The organism is Glycomyces terrestris, from assembly GCF_003933745.1.
Taxonomy (GTDB): domain Bacteria; phylum Actinomycetota; class Actinomycetes; order Mycobacteriales; family Micromonosporaceae; genus Glycomyces; species Glycomyces terrestris.
The window spans coordinates 934,376-957,186 of record NZ_RSEB01000002.1 but is presented as its reverse complement, the minus strand read 5'-3'; the positions used below and the strand labels follow the sequence as shown (position 1 = coordinate 957,186).

Annotated in this window: 26 protein-coding genes and 1 riboswitch; of the genes, 7 read left to right on the top strand and 19 right to left on the bottom strand. The window is 72.8% G+C overall.

Annotated elements, in window-relative coordinates; translation table 11 throughout:
- Nucleotides 1–4 precede the first annotated feature (4 nt).
- Entirely contained in the window at nucleotides 5–922 is a 918-nt protein-coding gene (locus tag EIW28_RS09860) for a DUF58 domain-containing protein (RefSeq protein WP_125247505.1), read from the bottom strand.
- A gap of 4 nt (nucleotides 923–926) precedes the next feature.
- Entirely contained in the window at nucleotides 927–2,000 is a 1,074-nt protein-coding gene (locus tag EIW28_RS09855) for an AAA family ATPase (protein WP_125247504.1), read from the bottom strand.
- Nucleotides 2,001–2,379: 379 nt separating this feature from the next.
- Between EIW28_RS09855 and EIW28_RS09850 the strand changes: the two genes are divergently transcribed.
- From EIW28_RS09850 to EIW28_RS09835, 4 genes are read left to right on the top strand one after another with little or no spacing between them, the layout of a single operon-like run.
- Nucleotides 2,380–2,943 carry an alpha/beta hydrolase gene (locus EIW28_RS09850; protein ID WP_125247503.1) on the top strand — a complete coding sequence of 188 codons (564 nt, stop codon included), beginning with the start codon at nucleotides 2,380–2,382 and terminating at the stop codon, nucleotides 2,941–2,943.
- 23 nt (nucleotides 2,944–2,966) lie between these two features.
- Nucleotides 2,967–3,194: a hypothetical protein gene (locus tag EIW28_RS09845; RefSeq protein ID WP_125247502.1), complete on the top strand. Its 228-nt coding sequence runs from the start codon at nucleotides 2,967–2,969 to the stop codon at nucleotides 3,192–3,194.
- A gap of 7 nt (nucleotides 3,195–3,201) precedes the next feature.
- Nucleotides 3,202–3,708: a PH domain-containing protein gene (locus EIW28_RS09840; protein WP_125247501.1), complete on the top strand. Its 507-nt coding sequence runs from the start codon at nucleotides 3,202–3,204 to the stop codon at nucleotides 3,706–3,708.
- On the top strand, nucleotides 3,705–5,132 hold the full coding sequence (locus tag EIW28_RS09835; protein WP_125247500.1) for a PH domain-containing protein: 1,428 nt from the start codon (nucleotides 3,705–3,707) through the stop codon (nucleotides 5,130–5,132). The genes EIW28_RS09840 and EIW28_RS09835 overlap by 4 nt, the downstream gene beginning before the upstream one ends.
- A gap of 6 nt (nucleotides 5,133–5,138) precedes the next feature.
- On the opposite strand, the gene hisG is transcribed toward EIW28_RS09835, so the two are convergent.
- Both hisG and EIW28_RS09825 read right to left on the bottom strand, forming a co-directional pair.
- Entirely contained in the window at nucleotides 5,139–5,996 is an 858-nt protein-coding gene (gene hisG / locus EIW28_RS09830) for an ATP phosphoribosyltransferase (protein WP_125247499.1), read from the bottom strand.
- A gap of 14 nt (nucleotides 5,997–6,010) precedes the next feature.
- A complete protein-coding gene (locus tag EIW28_RS09825) occupies nucleotides 6,011–6,274 on the bottom strand; it encodes a phosphoribosyl-ATP diphosphatase (RefSeq protein ID WP_125247498.1) in 264 nt (87 codons plus the stop codon).
- Nucleotides 6,275–6,489: 215 nt separating this feature from the next.
- On the opposite strand from EIW28_RS09825, the gene EIW28_RS09820 reads away from it, so the two are divergent.
- Nucleotides 6,490–7,194: a GH12 family glycosyl hydrolase domain-containing protein gene (locus EIW28_RS09820; protein ID WP_125247497.1), complete on the top strand. Its 705-nt coding sequence runs from the start codon at nucleotides 6,490–6,492 to the stop codon at nucleotides 7,192–7,194.
- A gap of 67 nt (nucleotides 7,195–7,261) precedes the next feature.
- Here the strand turns inward: EIW28_RS09820 and EIW28_RS09815 are convergent, their stop codons facing one another.
- Nucleotides 7,262–8,017 carry a TetR/AcrR family transcriptional regulator gene (locus EIW28_RS09815; protein WP_158630352.1) on the bottom strand — a complete coding sequence of 252 codons (756 nt, stop codon included), beginning with the start codon at nucleotides 8,015–8,017 and terminating at the stop codon, nucleotides 7,262–7,264.
- A gap of 108 nt (nucleotides 8,018–8,125) precedes the next feature.
- Between EIW28_RS09815 and EIW28_RS09810 the strand changes: the two genes are divergently transcribed.
- Nucleotides 8,126–9,055: an NmrA family NAD(P)-binding protein gene (locus EIW28_RS09810; RefSeq protein ID WP_125247495.1), complete on the top strand. Its 930-nt coding sequence runs from the start codon at nucleotides 8,126–8,128 to the stop codon at nucleotides 9,053–9,055.
- Here EIW28_RS09810 and EIW28_RS09805 read toward each other — a convergent pair.
- On the bottom strand, nucleotides 9,052–9,327 hold the full coding sequence (locus EIW28_RS09805) for a DUF1905 domain-containing protein (protein ID WP_125247494.1): 276 nt from the start codon (nucleotides 9,325–9,327) through the stop codon (nucleotides 9,052–9,054). The two genes, EIW28_RS09810 and EIW28_RS09805, sit on opposite strands and share 4 nt — an antisense overlap.
- Nucleotides 9,328–9,618: 291 nt before the next feature.
- On the opposite strand from EIW28_RS09805, the gene EIW28_RS09800 reads away from it, so the two are divergent.
- Nucleotides 9,619–11,070 carry a glycosyltransferase family 39 protein gene (locus EIW28_RS09800; RefSeq protein WP_125247493.1) on the top strand — a complete coding sequence of 484 codons (1,452 nt, stop codon included), beginning with the start codon at nucleotides 9,619–9,621 and terminating at the stop codon, nucleotides 11,068–11,070.
- 51 nt (nucleotides 11,071–11,121) lie between these two features.
- Here the strand turns inward: EIW28_RS09800 and ribH are convergent, their stop codons facing one another.
- From ribH to EIW28_RS09735, 13 genes are all read right to left on the bottom strand, one after another.
- Nucleotides 11,122–11,592, bottom strand: coding sequence for a 6,7-dimethyl-8-ribityllumazine synthase (gene ribH, locus EIW28_RS09795; RefSeq protein ID WP_125247492.1), 471 nt, complete (start codon nucleotides 11,590–11,592; stop codon nucleotides 11,122–11,124).
- 2 nt (nucleotides 11,593–11,594) lie between these two features.
- Nucleotides 11,595–12,830: a bifunctional 3,4-dihydroxy-2-butanone-4-phosphate synthase/GTP cyclohydrolase II gene (locus tag EIW28_RS09790; RefSeq protein ID WP_408612205.1), complete on the bottom strand. Its 1,236-nt coding sequence runs from the start codon at nucleotides 12,828–12,830 to the stop codon at nucleotides 11,595–11,597.
- A 5-nt stretch (nucleotides 12,831–12,835) separates the two neighbouring features.
- Complete coding sequence (locus EIW28_RS24660; RefSeq protein ID WP_125247491.1) at nucleotides 12,836–13,426, bottom strand: riboflavin synthase; 591 nt, start codon at nucleotides 13,424–13,426, stop codon at nucleotides 12,836–12,838.
- Between the two features lie 91 nt (nucleotides 13,427–13,517).
- A riboswitch (FMN riboswitch) is annotated at nucleotides 13,518–13,661 on the bottom strand.
- 79 nt (nucleotides 13,662–13,740) lie between these two features.
- A complete protein-coding gene (locus tag EIW28_RS09780) occupies nucleotides 13,741–14,730 on the bottom strand; it encodes a GGDEF domain-containing response regulator (RefSeq protein WP_125247490.1) in 990 nt (329 codons plus the stop codon).
- A gap of 7 nt (nucleotides 14,731–14,737) precedes the next feature.
- Nucleotides 14,738–15,433: a ribulose-phosphate 3-epimerase gene (gene rpe, locus EIW28_RS09775; RefSeq protein WP_125247489.1), complete on the bottom strand. Its 696-nt coding sequence runs from the start codon at nucleotides 15,431–15,433 to the stop codon at nucleotides 14,738–14,740.
- A 99-nt stretch (nucleotides 15,434–15,532) separates the two neighbouring features.
- The gene (locus EIW28_RS09770) at nucleotides 15,533–16,885 is read right to left on the bottom strand and encodes a glycoside hydrolase family 6 protein (protein ID WP_125247488.1); all 1,353 of its coding nucleotides are present in this window, start codon (nucleotides 16,883–16,885) and stop codon (nucleotides 15,533–15,535) included.
- A 145-nt stretch (nucleotides 16,886–17,030) separates the two neighbouring features.
- Nucleotides 17,031–18,458 carry an RsmB/NOP family class I SAM-dependent RNA methyltransferase gene (locus EIW28_RS09765; RefSeq protein ID WP_408612204.1) on the bottom strand — a complete coding sequence of 476 codons (1,428 nt, stop codon included), beginning with the start codon at nucleotides 18,456–18,458 and terminating at the stop codon, nucleotides 17,031–17,033.
- Nucleotides 18,419–19,339, bottom strand: coding sequence for a methionyl-tRNA formyltransferase (gene fmt, locus EIW28_RS09760; RefSeq protein ID WP_125247486.1), 921 nt, complete (start codon nucleotides 19,337–19,339; stop codon nucleotides 18,419–18,421). Before fmt ends, EIW28_RS09765 begins: the two co-directional genes overlap by 40 nt.
- Nucleotides 19,336–19,887: a peptide deformylase gene (def, locus tag EIW28_RS09755; protein ID WP_125247485.1), complete on the bottom strand. Its 552-nt coding sequence runs from the start codon at nucleotides 19,885–19,887 to the stop codon at nucleotides 19,336–19,338. The genes fmt and def overlap by 4 nt, the downstream gene beginning before the upstream one ends.
- Nucleotides 19,888–20,104: 217 nt before the next feature.
- Nucleotides 20,105–20,782, bottom strand: a complete 678-nt coding sequence (locus EIW28_RS09750) for a hypothetical protein (protein ID WP_125247484.1) — start codon at nucleotides 20,780–20,782, stop codon at nucleotides 20,105–20,107.
- 2 nt (nucleotides 20,783–20,784) lie between these two features.
- A complete protein-coding gene (locus tag EIW28_RS09745; protein WP_125247483.1) occupies nucleotides 20,785–21,543 on the bottom strand; it encodes a hypothetical protein in 759 nt (252 codons plus the stop codon).
- 1 nt (nucleotide 21,544) lies between these two features.
- Complete coding sequence (locus EIW28_RS09740) at nucleotides 21,545–22,417, bottom strand: ATP-binding cassette domain-containing protein (protein ID WP_125247482.1); 873 nt, start codon at nucleotides 22,415–22,417, stop codon at nucleotides 21,545–21,547.
- The gene (locus EIW28_RS09735) at nucleotides 22,414–22,779 is read right to left on the bottom strand and encodes a GntR family transcriptional regulator (RefSeq protein WP_125247481.1); all 366 of its coding nucleotides are present in this window, start codon (nucleotides 22,777–22,779) and stop codon (nucleotides 22,414–22,416) included. The genes EIW28_RS09740 and EIW28_RS09735 overlap by 4 nt, the downstream gene beginning before the upstream one ends.
- Nucleotides 22,780–22,811: the final 32 nt, after the last annotated feature.

The window sequence follows — 22,811 nt, the reverse complement described above, 5'->3', positions numbered from 1 at the left end:
CGGGTCAGCGGTAAGCGGCGAGGTGGCGGCGCTCGGCGACGAACGCGGCGATGTCGCGCAGCCAGTCCGAGCCGGTCGACAGGCGCAGGTGGGCGGCGCCGCCCGAGCGGATGCCCGCGGCGATGCGGGCGCGCTGCTCGGCGGCGGCCGCGGCGTAGCGGGCCCGGAAGCGGGCGTTGCCGGTCTGGATCTCCACGGTCTGGCCGGTCTCGGGGTCGATGAGGTCGAGGACGCCGACGTCGGGGAGCGCGAGCTCGGCGGGGTCGAGGACCTCGACGCACAGGACCTGCTGGCGCACGGCCAGGCGGCGCAGCTCGCGCGGCCAGTCGCTCGGGTGCTCCTCGTCCTCGAGGAAGTCCGAGACGACGATCGCGAGGCCACGGCGGCGGGCGTGGCGGCGGGTCTTGTCGATGAGTTCGGCCAGGTTGCTGCGCACAGGTACGGCGCCGTGGCCGCCCTCGCCGCGCGGGAGGCCCGTGACGGCGCGCAGGAGCGAGCGGGCGCCGCCGCGGCCGGGCCGGGGCGGGATGGCCTTCGCGGGGCCGCCTTCGGTGACGACGGCGCCGATGCGGTTGCCGCCGCGGCCGGCGAGGTAGGCGAACGCGGCGACGGCGCCTTCGGCGAGGTCGCGCTTGAGCATGCCGACGGTGCCGAAGTCGAGGCTCGGCGAGAGGTCGACCGCGAGCCAGGTCTCGAGTTCGCGGTCGGCGATCGTGGTGCGCACGTGCGGGACCGTGGTGCGGGCGGTGACCGGCCAGTCCATGCGGCGCACGTCGTCCCCGGCGCGGTACTCGCGGGCCTCGCCGGGCTCGGAGCCGGCGCCGGGGAGCAGTCCCAGGTAGTCGCCGTGGAGGAGCCCGTCGAGGCGGCGGGTGACGAGCAGCTGGAGGCGGTCGAGGGCGCGCAGGTCGGCGGTGTTCACGCGGCTACCAGGCCCCCGGCTGGGGCGGCTGCTGGTAGGCCGGTTCGGCGGGGCGCGGGGCGGCGTCCTGGCGGGGCGTCACGGTGGGGGCCGGGACGGCCTGGAGGAGCTGCACGACGAGGCGGTCGGCGGTGATGCCGTCGGCCATGGCGTCGTAGGAGAGCACGAGCCGGTGGCGGAGGACGTCGGGCGCGATGTCGTCGAGGTCCTGCGGGAGCGCGTAGTCGCGGCCGCGCAGGAGCGCGATGGCGCGGGTGGCGCGGATGAGGCCGAGCGAGGCGCGGGGGCTGGCCCCGTACTGGATGTGCCGGGCGATGGCGCCCAGGCCCGCGGCGGCGGGGTTGCGGGTGGCCATGACGATGCGCACGGCGTAGTCGACCAGGGCGTTGTGGATGAAGACGCCGTCGGCGGCCTGCTGGAGGCGCAGGAGGTCGGCGGTGTCGAGGACCTTGTCGGGCACGGGAGTGTCGACGCCCATGCGGAAGACGATCTCGCGCTCCTCGGCGTCGGTGGGGTAGCCGACGTTGATCTTGAACAGGAAGCGGTCGCGCTGGGCCTCGGGGAGCGGGTAGACGCCCTCCTGCTCGATCGGGTTCTGGGTGGCCATGACCAGGAACGGCTTGGGGAGGACGTGGGTCTGGCCGCCGATGGAGATGCGCTGCTCGGCCATGACCTCGAGCATCGCGGACTGGACCTTCGCGGGGGCGCGGTTGATCTCGTCGGCGAGCACGAAGTTGGTGTAGACCGGGCCGAGCTCGACGTCGAAGGACTCCGAGGACTGCCGGTAGATGCGGGTGCCGACGATGTCGGCGGGCACCAGGTCGGGGGTGAACTGGATGCGGTTGAACTCGGCGCCGACGACCTTGGCCATGGTCTCGACCGCGAGGGTCTTCGCGACGCCGGGCACGCCCTCGATGAGGCAGTGGCCGCGCGCGAGGAGGGCCGCGAACATGCGCTCGACCAGGGCGTCCTGGCCGACGATGACCTTCTTGATCTCGAACAGGGCCTTCTCCAGCAGGGCGGCGTTCTCGGCCGGCGTCGGCAGTCCGTTCGACCCCGATCCCTCGGGTGATCCCATATCGGCTCCAGTCTCGGTGGCGCGGTTCGGTCCGGTGCTGTCGATGGTAGTGCGCCGGTTCGAGGGCCGCAGGGGCCCGGAGGGACCCGTTTCGGGCTTTCGCACCGCCTTTTGTCGGGAACCCGACAGTTCACCCCGAACCCCTTGGGGCGCAGCAGGTCTAGACTGCCAGCGCCGCGGCGCGGCAAACCCCCAGGGGGTTTTTGCCCTGGAGCGTGACACGCCGCGCCGATTCAATCCGTTGCTGCGAAATGTCGGAGCGCTATGCTTTCTCCAACCCGCACGACTTCCCCCGTGGTCGTGCGGGTCTTCTTTTTCTCCGCGCGCGGTGACGGCTCGCGTACGGAACCCGGGCCGGACCGCAACTAGAATCACGCTCATGCCCCGCCGTCGCCAGGCCCTCCTCCTTCCCGGACGCAACTACAGCGTCCAGGGCCCGCTGCTGATGTACACCCACGTGGCGCTCCAATCGCGCGGGGCGCACACGTACCCGATCCAGTGGACGGACGTCGACCGGCTCGCGGCCGACCACCAGACCATGGTCGAGGGCGTGTGCGAGCAGACTGAGGCCGTGCTCGACCGGGTCCACAACGACGACCCGCCGCTCCTGGTCGGCAAGTCCCTCGGCACGGCCGCGGCCCTGCTCGCGGCCCACCACGGTCTCCCGGCCATCTGGTTCACGCCGTTCCTCCAGCACTACCCGATCGTCAAGGCCCTGCGCCGCGCCACCGCGCCGTTCCTGCTCATCGGCGGCACCGCCGATCCGGCCTGGAACGAGGCGCTCGCGCGGGAGCTGCCCGGCGAGGTGTGCGAGATCCGCGGCGCCGACCACGGCATGTTCCTGCGCGGGCGGCCGCTCGTGGACTCGGCGCACGCGCTCGCGGACGTGATCGAGGCGGTCGAGGCGTTCATCGACACAGCCGTGTGGCCTCGCCACGGCTGAGGCCGATGACGCACAATCGCACTGTGTCCGACCGAGCTTCCGAGACCGCCGCGCCCGGCGGCGAGCGCCCGCCCGTGTGCTCCTCGCGCGGCTGCCGCCGCGAGGCCGCCTGGATGCTGCTGTGGCGCAATCCGCGCATCCACGGGGCCGACCGCGTCAAGCGCTGGGCCGCCTGCGAGGAGCACCTGCCGGTGCTGCGCGACTTCCTCACCGCGCGCGGATTCCCGTGCGAGGCGCGACGAGTGGAATGATCGAGGCATGAGTCCGAAAGCGATCCCGGTGTGGGACCTGTGGCCCGGCGAGCTCACATGGCAGCCGATGTCCCCGCGGCTGCGCACGGTGTGGGTGCTGCGGAGCCTGATCAACGTCTTCCTCCTGGCGGTCGCGGCGGCCGTGCCGCTGACGATCTGGCTCGGCTGGGAGGGGCCGCTGTGGGCCCTCGGCGGATACGCGGTGCTCGCGGGCCTGCGCGCGTGGACGGTGTCGCGGACGGTCGCCACGTGGGGCTTCGCCGAGCGCGAGGAGGACCTGCTGGTGCGCCACGGGCTGCTGACGCGGCGGCTGAGCATCGTCCCCTACGGTCGCATTCAGCTCATCGACCTCTCCGCCGGGCCCATCGAGCGCATGTTCGGGCTGACCACGCTCCAGGTGCGCACCGCGGCCCTCGGTTCGACCACCGAGGTGCCCGGGCTCGACCCGGCCGCCGCCTCGGCGCTGCGCGACCGGCTCGCCGTCCGGGCCGCCGAGGTGCGGGAGGGCCTGTGAGCGACGAGCCCGCTCCCCCGCTGGCCGAGGCGCCGTACGGGCCCGCGCCGGCCGATCCGGCGCCGAGCGCGCCGCCCGCGGGCGTGCAGCGCCAGCGCCTGCACCCGCTCACGCCGCTCCTGGAGAGCTTCCGGTTCCTGACCGCGGCCGTCGCCGCCGCGGGCATCCAGGCGTTCACGTCGCGGAACTTCCTGTTCGCGATCTACATCGCGCTCGGCGCGGCCGTGGTCGGCGGGATCGCGAGCCTCATCGCGCTCCAGTACCGCGGCTTCGTCATCTGGGGCCGCGAGCTGCACATCTACGGTGGCGTGTTCACCCGCAGCCACCGCACGGTGCCGCTGGACCGGCTCCAGTCGGTGGACCTGGCGCGGCCGATCCGGGCGCGCCTGTTCGGCTTGGCGCAGTTGAACATCGAGGTCGCCGGGGGCGACGGCACGGACGCGAAGCTGGCGTACCTCAAGGCCGACCGGGCGCTGGAGCTGCGCGCCGAGCTGCTGGCGATCGCGGGCCGCCCGGCGGCGGCGCCGCAGGAGCCGGCCGGGGCCGACGAGGCGGTGCCGGAGCGGGACGCGGGCCTGCTGGTGCCGCAGGTGACCGTCAAGCGCCTGGCGCTCGCCTCGCTGCTGGAGGCGCTGCCGGTGCAGATCACGGCCGTCGCGGTGTTCGGGACGGCGTTCGCGGTGACGGGCTCGATCTTCGGGTTCAGCACCGTGGCGACCACGCTGTGGGTGGGCTTCTTCGCGCCGGCGCTGCTGGGGTACCTCCAGTCGACGGTCGCGATGGTGAACCGGTTCCTGCGCAACGGCCGCTTCAGGATCGGGCGCGACGGCCCGAACCTGCTCGTGCAGCGGGGGCTGACGGACACCAGCCACGAGACGGTGCCGGTGGACCGGGTGACGGGCGTGAGCTTCGACGAGCCGGTGCTGTGGCGGTCGCGGCGGTGGCGGCGGGTCGAGGTGTGGACGGCGGCGGTGGCGCAGCAGAGCGCGTCCGCGGTCAAGTCGGTGACGGCGCTGCCGGTGGGCGGGCCGGAGGAGGTCGCGGTGGTGGCCGCCGCGGCGGTGCCGGACCTGCCGAGCGTGTTCGAGACGGCGCGGCCGCCGGCGCGGGCGCGGTGGCGGATGCCGCTGCGCTGGAAGCGGACCGGGGCGGCGCTGACGGACCGGGCGTTCGTGGTGCGGCACGGCCTATGGGTGAACACGCATGTGGCGCTGCCGTACGCGCGGATCCAGTCGGTGAAGGTGACGCAGGGCCGGGTGCAGCGGATGCAGGGGCTGGCGACGGTGCGGGCGCTGGCCGCGGGCGGGCTCGGGCACGACGCGGTGGCGCTGCACCGGGACGCGCGGGAGGCGGTGGCGATGGCCGCCGAGCTGCGGGAGCGGGCGGACGCCGCGGCCGCCCTGGAGCGGCCGCGGCTGTCGTGACGCCGCCTAGAGGCGGGAGGCGTCGATGTTCGAGGCGAGGATGCCGCGGGCGCCCAGGTCGTAGAGGGCGTCCATGACGCGGTGCAGGTCGGCGCGCTCGGTCATCGACTGGACGGCGACCCACCCTTCCCGATGCAGCGGCGAGACCGTCGGGGACTCGATGCCGGGGGTGAGCTCGACGGCCGCTTCGAGGAGTTCGGCGCGCACGTCGTAGGCGAGCATGACGTAGGAGCGGGCGACGAGGACGCCGCGCAGGCGCCGCAGCAGCTGCTCCACCGCGCGCTCGGGCGCCTGCCCGGCGTCGGCCGCGGTCTTGCGGACGATGACGGCCTCGGAGTGCATGATCGGGTCGCCGAAGACGGCGAGTCCGGCCTGCTTGAGGGTGGTGCCGGTCTCGACGACGTCGGCGATGGCGTCGGCGACGCCGAGGGCGATCGCGTTCTCCACGGCGCCGGCGAGCTTGACGATCTCGGTCTTGACGCCGTGGGCCTCGAGGTCGCGGCGGACCACGCCCGGGTAGGAGGTGGCGATGCGCTTCCCGTCGAGGCCGGCCACGGAGTCGACGTCGCCGGGGCGGGCCGCGTAGCGGAACGTGGAGCGGCCGAAGCCGAGCGCGAGGACCTCGTCGACCTCGGCACCGGAGTTGACGGCGAGGTCGCGGCCGGTGATGCCGAGGTCGAGGTCGCCGGAGGCGACGTAGGTGGCGATGTCGCCGGGGCGCAGGTAGAAGAACTCGACGCCGTTGTCGGCGTCGAGGGACTGGAGGTCGCGGCTGGACCGGCGCTGCCGGTAGCCGGCCTCGGTGAGGATGTCGGTGGCGCCCTGGGAGAGCGCGCCCTTGTTCGGCACGGCGATGCGGAGCATGCGGATGGGCCTTTCTAGAGGTACCGGTAGACGTCTTCGACGCTGATGCCGCGGGCGACCATCATCACCTGGAGGTGGTAGAGGAGCTGGGAGATCTCCTCGGCCGCGGCCTCGTCCGACTCGTACTCGGCGGCCATCCAGACCTCGGCCGCCTCTTCGACGATCTTCTTGCCGATGGCATGGACGCCGGCGTCGAGGGCGGCGACGGTGCCGGAGCCCTCGGGGCGGGTGACTGCTTTCTCGGAAAGTTCGGCGTAGAGCTGCTCGAAGGTCTTCACATCCGTGAATGCTACGCGGCGGGGGCGGCGGTTCCGCGGCCGACGCGGCGCGGCGACCGGACTGCGGGACGGCGGAGACCGAGATCACGGCGGGGGCAGATCCGGAGGATTCGGGCCTAGACATTAATTGGGTCGTATGATCTAATTTAAACATCGAGATTCATCGAATGAATGTCGACGATTGGATCCGTGTGTCACGAGAAAGGCGCTCGCCCATGCGACGCAGATCGCTCCTCACCGCCGCGCTGGCCGCTCCCCTGGCCACCGCGGGCGCCGTCGGCGCTTTGCAATCCCCCGCCCAGGCCGCCAACTGGTCCTCCTCGGACCGCTGGGGCAGCTGGCAGACCGGGGCCTACACGCTCTACAACAACGTCTGGGGCTCCGGCTACGGGCCGCAGTCGATCTGGGCGAACTCCGCCAGCAACTGGGGCGTGTGGGCGAACCACCCGAACACCGGCGGCATCAAGTCCTACCCGAACGTGTCGTACACGCTGGGGCGCAACGTCTCCAACATGGGGAACGTGTCCAGCAACCTGAACGTCACGGTGCCGACCGGGTCGGGCCTGGCCTACAACACCGCGTACGACGTGTGGGGCAACGGCCACGCGCACGAGATCATGATCTGGACCCAGTGGTACGGCCCGGTCGGGCCGATCGGCGGCCACCAGACCACCGTCAACCTCGGCGGCCGCAACTGGCGCTACCACCAGGGCTCGAACGGGGCCAACCCCGTCTACAGCTTCCTGGCGGAGAGCCAGTTCACCAGCGGGTCGGTGAACATCACCGCGATCTGCCAGTGGCTGGTGAACACCGGCCGGATGCCGAACGTGCGGATCGACCAGATCCAGCTGGGCTGGGAGATCACCTCCTCGGCCGGCGGCCGCGACTTCCGCGTCAACAGCTACTCGCTGAGCACGTAAGGGGTGTGATGAGGGCCTCCCGCCGGCGGCGGGAGGCCCTTTCGTGTTGCGGCTCAGGCGTTGCGGCTCAGGCGGAGCGCTTCCGCTTCTCGCGGAAGGCCCGCTGGCGGCAGGCCGGTGAGCAGAACTTGGCGGGCCGGCCGGTGCCCGCGTGGGCGATCGGGCCGCCGCAGACCGGACAGCCGCCTTCCGTTACGACGGTTTCGTCACGCGGCTCGCTCCCGACCGGTGTTTCGTTACGATTCTCAGGGTTCCGTTCCGTGCGGAGACCGTCCCAGACGACCTCTGCGAGGCGGCGGGCGCGGTCGCGCGAGCCGGTGGCGGCGGCCATGCCGACGCAGCACGAGAGCAGGGCGCGCACGTCCTCGAGGTCGAGGTCGCCGCGGACGGCCCCGGAGTCCTGGACGCGCCGCAGCAGGACCGCGAGCGGGGAGTCGATGACGCAGGAGCCGGCGGCCTTGGTGGGCTCCATCCAGTCGCCGCGCCCGGCCAGGGCCTCGCAGATCGCGCGGTTGGCGAGGGCCTGGTCGGCGAGGAACCCCAGGTAGGCGAAGAAGGCGGCCTCGGGGTCGGGGTGGCGGACCATCTCGGCGCCGTAGTCGCCGAGGGCGGCCAGGCGCCGGTCCAGGACGGTGGCGAGGAGGGCGTCCTTGGTGGGGAAGTGCCGGTAGACGGTGCCCGCGCCCACGCCCGCGGCGGCGGCGATCTCTCCGAGGGAGACCGCGGTGCCGCCCTCGCCGAAGAGCCGGTCGGCGGTCTCCAGGACCTTCCGCCGGTTGCGCTGGGCGTCGGCGCGCTCGGCCCGCTTCGCCGTCGTGTGCACGGTGCCCCCTCTCGTGCCCGCAAATAAACGGGTGTAGTGTTCCGTTTCAGTAACCGGGTCGCCGCCTCCGATGCTAGTCGGCGGCCCCAGGAACGGAAGGACCTCGTCATGCCCTCTCCCGATCGGACCATCCTCGTGACCGGCGCGACCGGACGCCAGGGCGGGGCCGTCGCGGCCCGCCTCCTCGCCGACGGCTGGGTCGTGCGGGCCCTCACCCGGGACGCGTCGAGCCCGAAGGCCAAGGCGCTCAAGGAGTCCGGAGCCGACGTCGTCGAGGGCGACCTCGGCGACCGCGACTCGCTCGACCGGGCGGCCGCGGGCGTCTGGGGCGTCTTCAGCGTCCACGCGGGCTCCTACGAGGGCGGGCCGTACGGCCACGACCTCGACCACGAGCGGCGCAGCGCCGCGAACCTCGCCGCGGCGGCGCGGGCCGCGGGCGCGGCGCACCTGGTGCACTCCTCGTCGGTCGGCGTCGGCGGGCCGCTGGAGCCGCACATGGACACGCTCCAGCGCAAGGCCGAGGCCGAGCGCGAGATCCGCGAGAGCGGCGTGCCGTACACGATCCTGCGCCCGACCTCGTTCATGGAGAACACCTTCGACTCGTTCCGGGAGCTCCAGGACGGCGCGCTGGTCTCGCTCCTGCACGCCGACACGTACGAGCCGCACATCGCCGCCGACGACATCGCGGCCTTCGCCGCCATCGCGTTCGCCGACCCCGAGGCGCACGCCGGCCGGGCGTACGAGCTCGCGGGCGACGATCTCACGCAGCTGGAGAAGGCCGCGATCATCTCCCGCGTCACCGGCCGCGACGTGCCGTACGTGGGCGTCGACGCCGCGCAGGTGGCCGCCGGGAGCCCCTCAACGGCGAAGACCCTGGGCCTGATCAACGAGCACCGCATCGAGGTCGACATTGCGGCGCTGCGCCGCATCCACCCGGGCCTGCTCACCTTCGAGCAGTGGATGACCGGGGTCGGCAAGCCGCTGGTGGACGCGTACTTCGCGCGGCTCGACGCCGCGGCCGGCGCCACCGCGGGCTAGGTCAGGCGCTGGGCGAGGTGGACGGTCACCTGCTCGCCGGCAGCGGACTTGCCGATGGCCTTGCAGAGCGCGGCCCGCACGGGGAGCCAGTGCGGGCCCTGCCCCGAGGGCATCAGGGTCGCGGCGAACTCGTGGCCGTCCATCGTCCCGGTGACCTTGACGGCCTTGCGGGTGCCGAGCAGATCGGCCGAGTCCGGCACGGTGAGGTAGGTCGGGAAGGAGCCGTCCTTCTCGATCGGCGCGGTGAACGTGTGGTCGAGGTCCTGCGGCATGCCGCCTCCTTGGATCGGTGGGTGCCCGTTGAGACGACGCGGGCCGCACGGATTCATCGCGCCGGCCGATGCCCGTGCCCGCCCAGGCAAGGGGCATCGGCGGCCCTCCTCCCCCGCGGGAGGAAGGAGCGCCAGCGCGTCCCCGCACGCCTAACGGCCGGGCGGGGCCTCGCCACCGCCCCGGCTCGCATGTCGGGCCGTCCCGGCGCGTCGCGCCGTTCGCCTGCCGCAGGGGCGGCGCGGCTCCGGTACGCTCGGTCCGGGCCCCCTCCCCGCTCGAAAGGCCGCCGCATGCGCCCGCTCCACCGCCTGCATCCGACGCTGGCGAGCCTCGCGCTCGCCGCCGTCCTCGCCCTCACCAACGCCCGGTACGACTACCACCGCGACGAGCTGTACTTCCTCATGCTCGAACCCGCCTGGGGCTACGTCGACCAGGGCCCGCTCACCCCGCTGCTCGGGCACCTCTCGATCGCGGCCTTCGGCAACACCCTGTGGGCGTTCCGGTTCCCCTCGATCCTGTGCCTGGTCGGCGTGCTCTGGCTCGCCGCCCTCATCACCCGCGAACTCGGCGGCGGCAAGGCCGCGCAGGCGCTCTGCGTCTGGGGGCTCGCCTTCGCCGGGGTCGCGCTCGCGTTCGGCCACACCCTCGCCACCGCCACTGTGGACCTCGTGGTATGGACCGCGGTGCTGCTCTTCGCGATCCGGGCCCTCATGCGCGACCCGCGCTGGTGGCTCGCGGTCGGCGCGGTGGCGGGCGTCGGCCTGTACAACAAGCACCTGGTCGTGCTGCTGTTCCTCGGCCTCGGGGCCGCGCTCCTCGCCGCGGGCCCGCGCCAGGCCCTGGCGTCGAAGTGGCTGTGGGCCGGCGCCGCGCTCGCGCTCGTGATCGGCTCGCCGAACCTGGTCTACCAGGCGACGCACGGCTGGCCGCAGCTGGAGATGGCCACGGCGATCCGCGAGACCGACGGCGAGGAGAACCGGATCCTGCTGCTGCCGTTCCAGTTCCTGCTCCTGGGCGTGTTCCTGGTGCCGGTGTGGTTCGCCGGGATCTGGGGCCTCGTCCGCCGGCCCGAATGGCGGCCGGTGCGGGCCCTCGCGGTCGCCTACCCGGTGCTGCTGGCGGTCGTCCTGGCGACCGGCGGCCAGTTCTACTACACGATGGGCCTGGTCGTCGCGTTCTACGCGATCGGGTGCGTCCCGGCCGCCGCGTGGGCGCGCGGCAGCGCGCGGCGCGGCCTGCTCGTGGGCGCGGTCGCGCTCAACACCGCCGCCTCGGCGGTGGTGGCGCTCCCGCTCATCCCCGTCGCGGCCATCGGCGACACGCCCGTCCCGGCCATGAACAGCACGGTGCCCGACCAGATCGGCTGGCAGTCCTACGCCCGCCAAGTGGAGGCCGTCTTCGCGTCGCTGCCGCCCGAGGAGGCGGCGCACACGGTCACCATCACCGCCAACTACGGCGAGGCCGGCGCCCTCGACAGGTACGCAACCCAGAGCGGTCCGGTCTACAGCGGCCACAACGAGCTCCACGCGTACGGCCCGCCGCCGGAGACGGCCACGACCGTGATCACCGTCGGGCTCCCGCTGGAGCGCGTCGCCGGCTTCTTCGAGGAGTGCACCGCAGTCGGCGAGCTGGACAACCACGTCGGGGTCGACAACGAGGAGCAGGGCGCGACCATCGGCGTCTGCCGCGGCCCGGACCGGCCGTGGTCGGAGCTGTGGCCCGAGTTCCAGCACTACTCGTAAGACGCACGACGGCCGCGCCCGCACGGGGGCGCGGCCGTCGTGCGTCTTGGTTCAGTCGAGCGAGCGGATCGCCAGGGCCGCGCCGAGGGCGGCCACGACCGCCTCGTAGCCCTTGTCCTCAGTGGAGTCGGCGAAGCCGGCGCGGGCCACGGCCTGCTCCTGGTTGTCGACCGTGAGGACGCCGTGGGCGACCGGGGTCGACTCGTCGAGCGCCACCCGGGTCAGGCCCTCGGTGACCGACTTGCAGACGTAGTCGAAGTGGGCGGTGCCGCCGCGGATGACGGTGCCGAGGGCGACCACGGCGTCGTACCGGCGGGCGAGCGCCTGCGCGGCGATCGGGAGCTCGACGGCCCCCGCGACGTGCAGGACCTTCACCTCCGCGGCCTTCGCGTCCGCGGCGGCGTCGAGGGCGCGCTTGAGCAGCTGCCCCACGACGGCGGCGTTCCAGTCCGTGGCGACGATCCCGAGCGTGAGCCCGGTGGCGTCGGGGACCTTGACTTCGGGTGCTCCGTGTCCGGCCATGGCTATGCGGCTTCCATTGCGGGCGCGAGCCGGGGCAGGTCCGCGAGGAGGTGCCCCATGCGGTCGCGCTTGGTGGTCAGGTAGGCGATGTTGTCGGGCGTCGCGTAGGTCGGCAGCGCCACGCGCTCGACGACCGTGAGGCCGTGCCCCTCGATCCCGGCGCGCTTGTCCGGGTTGTTGGTCAGCAGCCGCATCGACTTGACGCCGAGGTCGTCCAGGATCTGCGCGCCGATGCCCCAGTCGCGGGCGTCGGCGGGCAGGCCCAGCTCGAGGTTCGCGTCCACGGTGTCGCGGCCCTGGTCCTGGAGCTGGTACGCCTGGAGCTTGTGCACCAGGCCGATGCCGCGGCCCTCGTGGCCCCGCATGTAGAGGACGACGCCGCGGCCCTCGGCCTCGACCGCGCGCAGCGCGGCCTGGAGCTGCGGACCGCAGTCGCAGCGCAGCGAGCCGAAGGCGTCGCCGGTGAGGCACTCGGAGTGGACGCGGACGAGGACGTCCTCGCCGTCGCCGATGTCGCCCTTGACGAGCGCGACGTGCTCGTTCCCGTCGAAGACGGCGCGGTAGCCGACGGCGGTGAACTCCCCCGCCTCGAGCGGGAGGCGGGCCTCGGCGAGGCGCTTGACGTGCACCTCGTTGCGCTGGCGCCACTCCACGAGGTCGTTGACGGTGATGAGGACGAGGTCGTGCCGGTCGGCGAAGGCGCGCAGCTCGGGCAGGCGCATCATCGAGCCGTCGTCGTTGACCATCTCGGAGATCGCGGCGACCGGCTGCTTGCCCGCGAGGCGGGCGAGGTCGACGGCGGCCTCGGTGTGGCCGCGGCGCACGAGCACGCCGCCGTCCTTGGCGCGCAGCGGGACCACGTGGCCGGGCCGGTTCAGGTCGGTCGCCAGGGTCGCGGGGTCGCCGAGGACGCGGATGGTCTGGGCGCGGTCGGCGGCCGAGATGCCGGTGGTGACGCCCTTGCGGGCGTCGACCGAGACCGCGAACGCGGTGCCCTTGTAGTCCTGGTTGGTGTGGTGCGCGGGCGGCAGGTCGAGCCGGTCGGCGGTGTCGGAGGGCATGGCGACGCAGATGTAGCCGCCGGTGTAGCGCACGGTGAAGGCCAGGAGCTCGGTCGTGGCGTCCTCCGCGGCGAAGACGATGTCGCCCTCGTTCTCGCGGTCGGTGTCGTCGGCGACGATCACGGGGCGGCCCGCCGCCATCGCGGCGACGGCGTCTTCGATGGAGTCCAGGTGGATCTCGTTCACAGCGTGCTCCCGGTGCTCTGCAGCAGTTTCTCGACGTGCTTGGCGACGACGTCGGTCTCGATGTGGACCGGGTCGCCGACCTGCTTGCGGCCCAACGTGGTCGCTTCCAGGGTGGTGGGGATGAGGCCGACGGTGAACTCGTCGCCGTCGATGGCCGCCACGGTCAGGGAAGTGCCGTCCACGGTGATGGAGCCCTTCTCGACCACGTACCTCGCGAGGCCGGGCGGGAGGCGGAAGGTGACCTCCTCCCATTCGGCGGCGGGGGTGCGGGCGACGACGTGGGCGACGCCGTCGACGTGGCCCTGCACGAGGTGCCCGCCGAGGCGGGTGGTGAGGGTGGCGGCGCGCTCGAGGTTGACCCGGTCGCCCTCGCGGAGGTCGCCGATGGCGGTGCGGCGGTAGGTCTCGGCCATGACGTCGGCGGTGAAGACGTCGCCGTCGACCTGCACGACCGTGAGGCAGACGCCGTTGACGCTGATCGAGTCGCCGAGTCCGGCGTCCGAGGTGACGAGCGGGCCGCGCACGGCCAGGAACGCTTCACTGGCCTTGACGACTTCGCCGAGCTCTTCGACGATTCCGGTGAACACGGGTGGGACCCCCTACCTGCTGCGACTATGTGTACGGCACGCAGGCGGGGACAGGAGAACAGCTCGCAGGGTCCACTGACGGACTCCCGCGTTGCGTCTGCTCCCATCCGGACTTTGACCGTCGGTCCTGGATTCTCACCAGGTCAACCGTCCGCTGGTTGCGGACGGGTCGCGGACTCGCGGCCCTGGGGCCGCTCACCGCCGGCTCGGAATTTCACCGACCCCGCTGACGCGCGTTTGCTACAAGGAATTGTGCCACGGGCTTATTCCGACGCGGTCCCGACTGTGACGCACCCTACTGACGGGTCGGCCCGTCAGTGCTCGTTCGTCCAGAACACGGGCCGGCGTCCGGTCCGGCCGGGCGCGCGGCCCTCGGGGTAGGCGACGTAGTTCCCCGAGTGGGACTTGGCGACGCTCTTGAGGGCGGTGGCCTCGGCGACGGCCTCGTAGGCGTCGCTGAAGCGGCGCTGGGTGGAGAGGGCGACGCCGATCGAGAGCGTGGGCAGGCGCGAGCGGGTCATGCGCCGCGAGGTGCGGTCGGCGTGCTCGATGTAGCCGCGCTCGGCGTCCTCGGGGTCGCACAGCTGGCGGACGCGGCGCGCGAAGTGGTCGTTGAGGAAGCCGGTGACGGCCTCGGCGTGCTCGGGGACGCACAGGATGGTGAAGTCGTCGCCGCCGACGTGCCCGAGGAAGACCGGGGCGGCGCCGGCGTCGCCGGCCGCGGCGTACACGCACTCGGCGAGGGCCCGGATGAACTCGTCGCCGCGCACGAAGCCGTACACGTCGTTGACCGCCTTGAACTGGTCGATGTCGATGTAGCACAAGGCGAACGGGTCGCCGCGCTTGATCCAGGACTGGAGCTCGCGGAGGATGCGGTCGTTGCCGGGCATGCCGGTGAGCGGGGAGGACTCGCGGACCTCGCGGTGGCGGCGGATCGCGGAGTCGATGCGGGCCGAGACCTCGGCGGGGTCGAAGGGCTTGGCGATGTAGTCGTCGGCTCCGGCCTTGAGCCCCGCGATCTTGTCCGCCGAGGAGGGCTGGGCGCCGAGCAGGATGATCGGCAGGCTCGCGGTGGCCGGGTCGGCGCGCAGCTGCCTGGTGAGGGCGAGGCCGTCGATGAACGGCAGGTCGGCTTCCAGCAGGACGATGCCGGGGCGGCGCAGGGCGATGCCGGCGAGGGCTTGGTAGCCGTCGCGGGCGAGCGCGGTGTCGAAGCCGTCGGCTCGCAGCCGAGCGGCGAGGAACTCCGCGATCTCGGCGTCGGCGTCGGCGATGAGGACCAGGTCAGGGGTGGTGGGGGCCATGCGCGGCTCAATGGGGTGAGCGCGCCGCGTCGGCGCGGGCGCGCAGGCGCCGGGCCGCCTCGGCGGGGTCGTCCGCGCCGTAGACCGCGGTGCCGGCGACGAACGCGTCGGCTCCGGCCTCGGCGGCGGCCGCGACGGTGTCGTCGGCGATGCCGCCGTCGACTTCGATGCGCAGCTCCAGGTGGCCGGCGTCCGCGTGGGCGCGGGCGGTGCGGACCTTGTCGAGCATGGCGGGGAGGAACTGCTGGCCGCCGAACCCGGCCTTGATCGTCATGATCAGGAGCGTGTCGAAGGCGGGGAGGAGGTCCAGGTAGTCCTCGACCGGGGTGTCGCGGTCGATGGCGAGGCCGGCCTTGGACCCTGCCGCGCGCAAGTCCTTGGCGAGGGCGACGGGGTCGTCGCTGGCCTCGGCGTGGAAGGTGACGTTGTAGGCGCCCAGTTCGGCGTAGCCGACGGCCCAGCGGGCCGGGTCCTCGATCATGAGGTGGCAGTCGAGCGGGATGCCGGTGGCGGCCTTGAGGGACTTGACGATCGGCGGGCCGAGCGTGAGGTTGGGGACGAAGTGGTTGTCCATCACGTCCACGTGGAGCCAGTCCACCGCGCCCTCGACCGCGTCGGCCGCCTCGGCGAGGCGGGCGAAGTCGGCCGCCAGGAGGCTCGGTGCGATGACGGTGTCGGCCTGCGCCGCTTGGAACTGTGCCACACGGACAGTGTAGGTCGCGAAACCGCGACGCAGGCCGGACACCGGGTGCCTTCTGTGGCTCAGGTCAGCTTTCGGCGACCCCGCCACCGCGAAGGGGCCCTAGCAGGGCGCGTCGAAGTCGGCCGCGGGGCCGGAGGCGACGAACCCGAACAGCTCCTTCGTCTGGCCCGCCGCGACGTTGGCGTTCCAGCCGACGTCCCTGGCGGTGACCGTGTTGCCCGAGGTCGTGAGCTGCGTGTTCCAGCTCGACTGGATCGACTGGGAGCCGGGCCAGGTCCACGAGAGGGTCCAGCCGTTGATCGCTTCGTCGGTGGTGATCGAGACCTTGCCCTGCCAGCCGTTGTTCCACGTCGAGACGGGGTCGATGTGGATGGTGCAGTCGCCGCCGGGGCCGCCGGTGGTCGGGTCGTCCGAGGTGGGCGCGTCGGAGGTCACCGGGTCGGTCGGCTCGACCTGGCCGGGCCAGCCGGAGCCGGCGTTGTTGGCGAGCTGGTAGGCCAGGTCGGGGATGAACTGGCCGGCCGCGCCGGCGCAGCCGTCGGCCTCGCCGGGGAGCTTGACCCACAGGTAGGCGTCGATGCCCGCGACGCCGGTGGACGTGGTCGGGAACTTGCCGATGGCGCGTCCGGGCGGGTCGCACCAGTCGTTCGGGTTCGGCGGGGTCAGCGGGCCGTTGCCGTTGCGGCTGGTGTCGATCACGGCGGTCTTGCCGGAGCCGACGATGCCGCGCACCTGGTTGGCCCAGGAGGTGGACTCCTCGGTGGTGCGGTAGTTGGAGACGTTGAGCGAGAAGCCGTCCGCATGCTGGAGGCCCGCGGCCTGGAGTCGCGAGGCGGCGACGCTGGGGGTGAGCCAGGCCGAGTTCCCGGCGTCGATGTAGACCTTGACGGCGGGGTCGGCGGCGTTGAGCTTCTGGGCCGCGTAGGAGAGCGAGGCGTTGATCTGGGCCCGCTCGGTCGAGCCGTAGCAGTCGTGCGCGATCACGTCGGGTTCGAGGACGATGTACGCGGGGCCGTCGATCTGGGCGGCGATCTGGTCGATCCAGCCGCGGTAGACCTCGTGGCTGGACGCGCCGCCGCCGGAGGCGCCGCCGCAGTCGCGGTTGGGGATGTTGTAGACGACCATGATCGGGGCCGCGCCCGCGGCCGCCGCGCCGTCGACCACGGCCGAGACCTGGGACGAGATGCCGCCGGTCGGGTTGGTCTGGGTGAACCAGGTGCCCGCCGGGGTCTCGGCGATCCGGTCGCGGATCATGTTGGCGCGCGAGTCGTTCGGGTTCTGGGCGACCCACCGGGCCGCCGCCGTGTTCGGGTTCGTCCACAGTGCCTGCGCCTGCGCGGAGACGTCCTGCGCGCCCGCGTTGGGACTGAGGAGGAAGCCCGCGCTGAGCGCGGCGACCGCTGCGGTGGCCGCTCCCGCGACGATCGCCGCGAGGCGAGTTCGTCGTTTCATCTGGTGCTCCTTGGGGTCTAGGTGCCGGTAGCCCGGAGAACATTCACTTATGTCAATGTATGGTAGCGGTCCCAAACATCGGACTTCTCGCACCCCACCCGTCGAAAGGGCAGCACGAACCCGCGACCGCGGTCGAACTGGGCGGTTACCGGTTGCCGGTCTTGCGCAGCAGCGCCATGAACATCGCGTCGGTGCCGTGCCGGTGCGGCCACAGCTGCACGAAGTCGCCGCGCGCCGCGTCGGGGACCCGGCCGAGCAGCCACTCGGGCCGCACGAGCTCCGCTCCCCCGGCCTTGAGCACCGACTCCACGGCCTCCGAGGTCTCGTCGAGCACCGGCGAGCACGTCACGTACGCGACGAGCCCGCCCTTGCGCGCCAACCGGAGTCCGGACGCCAGGAGCTCGCGCTGGAGCGGCACGAGCGCGTCGAGGTCGGACCGCTGCTTGCGCCAGCGCGCCTCCGGGCGGCGGCGCAGCGCGCCGAGGCCCGAGCACGGGGCGTCCACGAGGACGCGGTCGGCGGTGTCCGGCTCGCCGAACAGGCGCCCGTCGCCGGTGTGGACGGTGACGGGCAGTCCCCTGGCGGCCTTGGCGACGAGTTCGGCGCGGTGGGGCTGGACCTCGACGGCGTCGAGGCGGGCGCCGCGCTGGGCGGCGAGGGCGCCGAGGAGGCCGGTCTTGCCGCCGGGTCCGGCGCACAGGTCGATCCAGGACTCGTCGCGCCCGTCGAGGGGCGCTTCGGCGAGGGCGACGGCGACGAGCTGGCTGCCCTCGTCCTGGACGTGGGCGAGGCCGGTGGCGACGGACTTGATGCGGCCGGGGTCGCCGCCGGGCAGGTAGACCGCGTACGGCGAGAACCGCCCGTGGAGGCCGCCGCGGGTCTCGCGGGAGAGGTCGCCCTTGGTGATGCGGCCGGGCTTGGCGCACAGGTGGACCGGGGGCGCGACGTTGTCGGCCGCGAGCGCGGGCGCGAGCTCGTCGGCGCCGTGCTCGGTGCCGCCGAGGACGGCCTCGAACTCGCGGGCGATCCACTCGGGGTGGGCGTGGCGCAGGGACAGGTCGTGGAGGCGGTCGCCGGTGGCGAGGTCGGCGCACCACTGGTCGAGGTCCTTGGCGGCGACCTTGCGGAGGACGGCGTTGGTGAGGCCGGAGACGCGGGGGCTGACGGCGGCCTTGACGAGGCTGACGGTGGTGGCGACGGCGGCGTGCGGCGGGATGCGCATGTACAGCAGCTGGTAGGCGCCGAGGCAGAGGGCGTCGAGGAGGTCCTGCTGGAGTTCGCGCACGTCGCGGCCGGAGGCGGCGGCGAGGATCGCTTCGAGGGTGCCGAGGCTGCGCAGGGTGCCGTAGGTGAGCTCGGTGATGAGCCCGGCGTCGCGGCCGGTGTGGCCGGTCTCGTTGATCATGCGGGGCAGCACGATGTTGGCGTAGGCGTTGTCGGCGGTGACGGCGCGGATCGCGTCGAAGGCGATGCGGCGCGGGTTGACGGTGGGGCGCGGGGCCTCGTCGTCGCGGCGGCGGGTGCGCTTGTCGCTCATGCGAACCTCGGGGCGGTCTGGAGGCCGCGGCCCCAGGCGGCGGCGTCCATGGGCTTCTTGCCGGCGGGCTGGACCTGTCCGAGGAGGACGGGGTCGGTGGCGGTGCCGACGTGCACCTGGTGCTTGGCGAGGGCGACCTCGCCGGGGGCGAGGTCGGGGCCGTCGGGGTCGGGGGTGACGGGGCCGAGGCGCAGGCGCTGCCCGTCGTGGTCGGTCCAGGCGCCGGGGGCGGGGGTGACGGCGCGGATGCGGCGGTCGACGGCGAAGGCGGGGTCGCTCCAGCGGACGCGGGCGTCGTCGACGGTGATCTTGGGGGCGTAGGAGACGCCGTCCTCGGGCTGGGGCTGCCCGGTGAGGGCGCCGGCTTCGAGGCCGTCGACGACGTCGAGGGTGAGGCGGGCGCCGGCGGTGGCGAGGCGGTCGAGGAGGTCGCCCGCGGTGTCGGTGGGGGCGACGGGCTCGGTGAGGCGGCCGTAGACGGGGCCGGTGTCGAGGCCCTCTTCGAGCTGGAAGACGCAGGCGCCGGTGAGCTCGTCGCCGTTGAGGACGGCGTGCTGGACGGGGGCGGCGCCGCGCCAGGCGGGCAGGAGGGAGAAGTGGAGGTTGATCCAGCCCAGGCGGGGGACGGCGAGCGCGGCGGGCGGGACGAGCGCGCCGTAGGCGACGACGGGGACGAGGTCGACGTCGAGGTCGCGGAGGCGGTCGAGGAATGCGGGCTCGCGGGGCTTGGCGGGGGTGAGGACCTCGACGCCGTGCTCGTCGGCCCAGGCGGCGACGGGCGAGCGGGAGACCTTGCGGCCGCGGCCGGTGCGGGCGTCGGGCCTGGTGAGGACGGCGACGACCTCGTGGCGGGAGCCGTGGAGGGCCGCGAGGGTCGGCAGTGCGACCTCCGGGGTCCCGGCGAAGACGATCCTCATCGCTTGAAGAACACACCCTTGGAGTCGTGGGGGGTGACTTTGACTTTGACGTCTTCGTTGTACCAGTCCTGGGACTGGATCTCGGCCAGCGCGGCCTTGCGGCGCTCCGAGTCGAGGCGGTCGATGAAGATGATGCCGTCGAGGTGGTCGGTCTCGTGCTGGAGGCAGCGGGCCATGAGGCCGGTGCCGACGATCTGGAGGGGGTCGCCGTACTCGTTGAAGCCCTTGGCGACGACGTTCTGGCGGCGGACGGTGTCGAAGTACAGGCCGGGCAGGGAGAGGCAGCCTTCGGGGCCGTCCTGCTCCTCCTCGTCGGGGAACTCGAGGACGGGGTTGACGATGTGCCCGATGACGTCGTCGACGTCGAAGGAGAAGACGCGCTTGCTGACGCCCAGCTGGGGGGCGGCGAGGCCGGCGCCGCCCTCGTCGCGCATGGTGTCGAGCAGGTCCTTCACGAGGTTCCGCAGTTCCTTGTCAAAGGTGTCGACTTCCTCGGCGGCGGTGCGCAGGACCGGGTCGCCGAAGATGCGGATGGGCTGGATCGACAATGTGCTGACCTTCCGGAGCGTGTACTGGCCGTGATCCAGTGTCCCATTCTCCCGGCGTGCGCTGTGCGGGGTCGGCGGGCCGTGTGGCGCGTCTCGGCCGGGGCGGCCCCGGTGCGGGCCCGGTGGTGAGCAGGAGGCCCGCGACGAGGCCGGCGGCGATGCACACGGCGAGCACGGCCGCCGGGAGGGGGACCTCGGCGTGGAGGAGTCCCACGGCTCAGGCCCGGCCGGCCCGGACGGGGATGTCGCGGAGGGCGGCGACGGTGGCGGCGATCAGGATCGCGATGACGGCGAGGCCGATGGCGGCCCAGGCGGCGACCATGCCGGCGCCGCCGGAGAAGCCGAACTCGAGGGCGAGGACGCCGGCGTAGTGGCCGGCGGCGGCGACGAGGACGATCGCGCTGAACCAGTGGCTGCCGCCGAAGCGGAGGGCCGCGGCGCCGATGAGGGCGCCGGTGAAGAAGTAGATCGGCGTGATGAGCAGGTAGCGGGCGCCGGCGGCGAGGTCGGCGGTCCAGGAGCCGGCGGGTTCGCCGAACGCGGCGAGGAGGGCGTGCTCGGCGGCGAACCCGGTGGTGACGGCGGCGGCGGTGCCGGCGGTGGCGAGGGCGCCGAAGACGAGGTAGGCGGTGGTGATCTCGCGGCGGGTGACGCCGTTGGCGAGCGTGCCGGGCAGGCCCTGGTAGAGCATGATGCCGGCGGTGCAGGCGACGAACCACTGGAAGACGGTGGCGGTGATCGGCCACAGGCCGGTCTCGATGACGTCGGCGAGGACGACGGAGAGGGCCGGGGTGAGGACGATCCAGGCGAGGAGGACCCAGCGGAGCCAGCGGACGGAGCCGAGGAAGAGTCCGGCGCCGAAGCGGTAGCGGCGCTTGGCGAGTGCGGTGGACATGGTCAGGCCTTCTTTGCGCGCAGGGGGATGTCGATGAGGATGCGGTAGGCGGCGGCCGCGAGGGCGGCGGCGGTGGCGAGCAGCAGGGCGATGATGAGGCCGCGGCCCCAGTCGCCGATGAGGCCGCCGAGGAACCCGGCCCAGCCGGGCCCGACCGGCTTGGTGTCGTAGAGGGCGTTGTCGAGGCTGAAGACGACCGGGAGGACCGGGACGAGGAGGAGCCAGCCGGCGCTCTCCCAGCGGTAGGAGGCGGCGCCGACGAGGGCGCCGGCGGCGAAGTACACGAGGTACAGCAGCGGGTAGTGGGCGCCGAAGGCGGCGGTCTCGGCGGCCGAGCCGATCGGGGCGATGGCGTCGTTCGCGTCGATGCCGTGGGACCAGCCCATGGCGGCGTAGGAGGCGCGTTCGGCCAGGAGCCCGGCGCAGGCGATCGCGCCGAGGGCGAGCGACCACAGGACGCCGAAGAGGCCCATGGAGACGGCGAGTTCGCGGCGGGTCAGGCCGGTGGCGATCATGTTGGGCACCAGGACGAACAGGAAGCCGCCGCTGACGAACGCGGTGAACCACTTGCCGGCGTTGGCGGCGTAGTACCAGGCCGAGATCGTGATGTCGTTCCACTGTGCGACCGCGAACGGGAGCGCGAAGGCCAGGACGAGCGCGGCGGCGATCCAGTACTTGAAGAACTTCAGGGCCTCGGTGGTGAAGCCGGCGCCGAGGGCGTACCGGCGGGTGGGCAGGCGCAGGTTGGCGAGGGCGGTCATGTCACGCGGCCTTTCGTTCCGGGTCGGTGAGGTGGATGAAGAGGTCCTGGAGGCCGACGGGGCCGATCTCGATCCCGGCGGCGGCCGCGCGCTCGCGGGTCGGCGCGTCGAGGGCGTCGGCGACGGTGATGCTCTTGGTGCCGCCGAGGCGCTGCTCGGCGAGGGCCGCGAGGCCGAGGGCGTCGACGGCGTCGGCGGGGCCGGTGAGGGTGGCGCCCATGCCCTGGAACGCCTCGATGTCGGCGTGGCGCAGGAGGCGTCCCCGGTCGACGATGACGACCTCTTCGAGGTAGTTGGCGACCTCGTCGATGAGGTGGGTGGAGAGGATCACGGTGTGCGGGCGGTCCATGTACTCGGCGAGGAGCTCCTTGTAGAACGCGTCCCGGGTGGGGGCGTCCATGCCGAGGTGGACCTCGTCGAACATGGTGAGCTCGGCGCGGGCGGCGAGGCCGGTGACGGCGGCGAGGACCGACCGCTTGCCGCGGGAGAGGTCGCGGACCTTCTTCTTGAGCGGCAGGTCGAAGCGCTCGGCGAGCTTGAGGGCGTACTCGGTGTCGAAGGAGGGCCGGATCTGGCCGGCCTCGATGACGGCCTTGACCGAGTCGGAGTCGTCGAAGTCGCCGCCTTCGCGGATGAGGGCGACGCGCGAGACGATCGGGGCGTTCTCCCACACCGGCTCGCCGCCGACGAGGACGTCGCCGGCGGTGGGCTTGCGGAAGGCGGCCAGCAGGCTGAGGAGGCTGGTCTTGCCGGCGCCGTTGCGGCCGAGCAGGCCGTAGATCTTGCCGGCCTCGAGGTCGAGGTCGATGTCGGCGAGGGCGTCCTCGCTGCCGTATCGCAGGGACACGCCGCGGAGGTTGACGGTGAAGCTCATTGCAGGGCGCCTTCCTGGGCTCGGAGGTAGTCGATGATGTCGGTCAGGGGGATGCCGGCCTGGCGGGCCTCGCGGACGAGGGGGGCGAGGACGCGTTCGAAGAAGCGCTCGCGGAAGTCGGCCGCGAGGCGGTCGCGGGCGTCGTCGGCGACGTACATGCCGACGCCCCGCTGCTTGTAGAGGATGCCCTCGTCGACCAGCTCCCGGAACGCCTTCTGGGCGGTGGCCGGGTTGATCTGGTAGAACGCGGCGTACTGGTTGGTCGACATGACCTTGCCTCCAGGTTCGAGCGATCCGTTCATGATCTCGGCCTTGATCTGGTCGGCGATCTGCCGATAGATCGGCGTGCCGTCATCGAACATCTCGCCTCCTTACGTGTGTGGGTACGGGTTCG

What these genes read in the sequence shown, in the direction of transcription:
- EIW28_RS09805 (WP_125247494.1), bottom strand. Translation starts at nt 9,327, where the DNA reads ATGCCGCAGGACCTCGACCACACGTTCACCGCGCCGATCGAGAAGGAC.
- EIW28_RS09850 (WP_125247503.1), top strand. Translation starts at nt 2,380, where the DNA reads ATGCCCCGCCGTCGCCAGGCCCTCCTCCTTCCCGGACGCAACTACAGC.
- hisG (WP_125247499.1), bottom strand. Translation starts at nt 5,996, where the DNA reads ATGCTCCGCATCGCCGTGCCGAACAAGGGCGCGCTCTCCCAGGGCGCC.
- EIW28_RS09735 (WP_125247481.1), bottom strand. Translation starts at nt 22,779, where the DNA reads ATGTTCGATGACGGCACGCCGATCTATCGGCAGATCGCCGACCAGATC.
- EIW28_RS09740 (WP_125247482.1), bottom strand. Translation starts at nt 22,417, where the DNA reads ATGAGCTTCACCGTCAACCTCCGCGGCGTGTCCCTGCGATACGGCAGC.
- EIW28_RS09820 (WP_125247497.1), top strand. Translation starts at nt 6,490, where the DNA reads ATGCGACGCAGATCGCTCCTCACCGCCGCGCTGGCCGCTCCCCTGGCC.
- EIW28_RS09855 (WP_125247504.1), bottom strand. Translation starts at nt 2,000, where the DNA reads ATGGGATCACCCGAGGGATCGGGGTCGAACGGACTGCCGACGCCGGCC.
- ribH (WP_125247492.1), bottom strand. Translation starts at nt 11,592, where the DNA reads ATGGCCGGACACGGAGCACCCGAAGTCAAGGTCCCCGACGCCACCGGG.
- EIW28_RS09810 (WP_125247495.1), top strand. Translation starts at nt 8,126, where the DNA reads ATGCCCTCTCCCGATCGGACCATCCTCGTGACCGGCGCGACCGGACGC.
- fmt (WP_125247486.1), bottom strand. Translation starts at nt 19,339, where the DNA reads ATGAGGATCGTCTTCGCCGGGACCCCGGAGGTCGCACTGCCGACCCTC.
- EIW28_RS09750 (WP_125247484.1), bottom strand. Translation starts at nt 20,782, where the DNA reads ATGTCCACCGCACTCGCCAAGCGCCGCTACCGCTTCGGCGCCGGACTC.
- EIW28_RS09800 (WP_125247493.1), top strand. Translation starts at nt 9,619, where the DNA reads ATGCGCCCGCTCCACCGCCTGCATCCGACGCTGGCGAGCCTCGCGCTC.
- EIW28_RS09840 (WP_125247501.1), top strand. Translation starts at nt 3,202, where the DNA reads ATGAGTCCGAAAGCGATCCCGGTGTGGGACCTGTGGCCCGGCGAGCTC.
- EIW28_RS09780 (WP_125247490.1), bottom strand. Translation starts at nt 14,730, where the DNA reads ATGGCCCCCACCACCCCTGACCTGGTCCTCATCGCCGACGCCGACGCC.
- EIW28_RS09770 (WP_125247488.1), bottom strand. Translation starts at nt 16,885, where the DNA reads ATGAAACGACGAACTCGCCTCGCGGCGATCGTCGCGGGAGCGGCCACC.
- EIW28_RS09745 (WP_125247483.1), bottom strand. Translation starts at nt 21,543, where the DNA reads ATGACCGCCCTCGCCAACCTGCGCCTGCCCACCCGCCGGTACGCCCTC.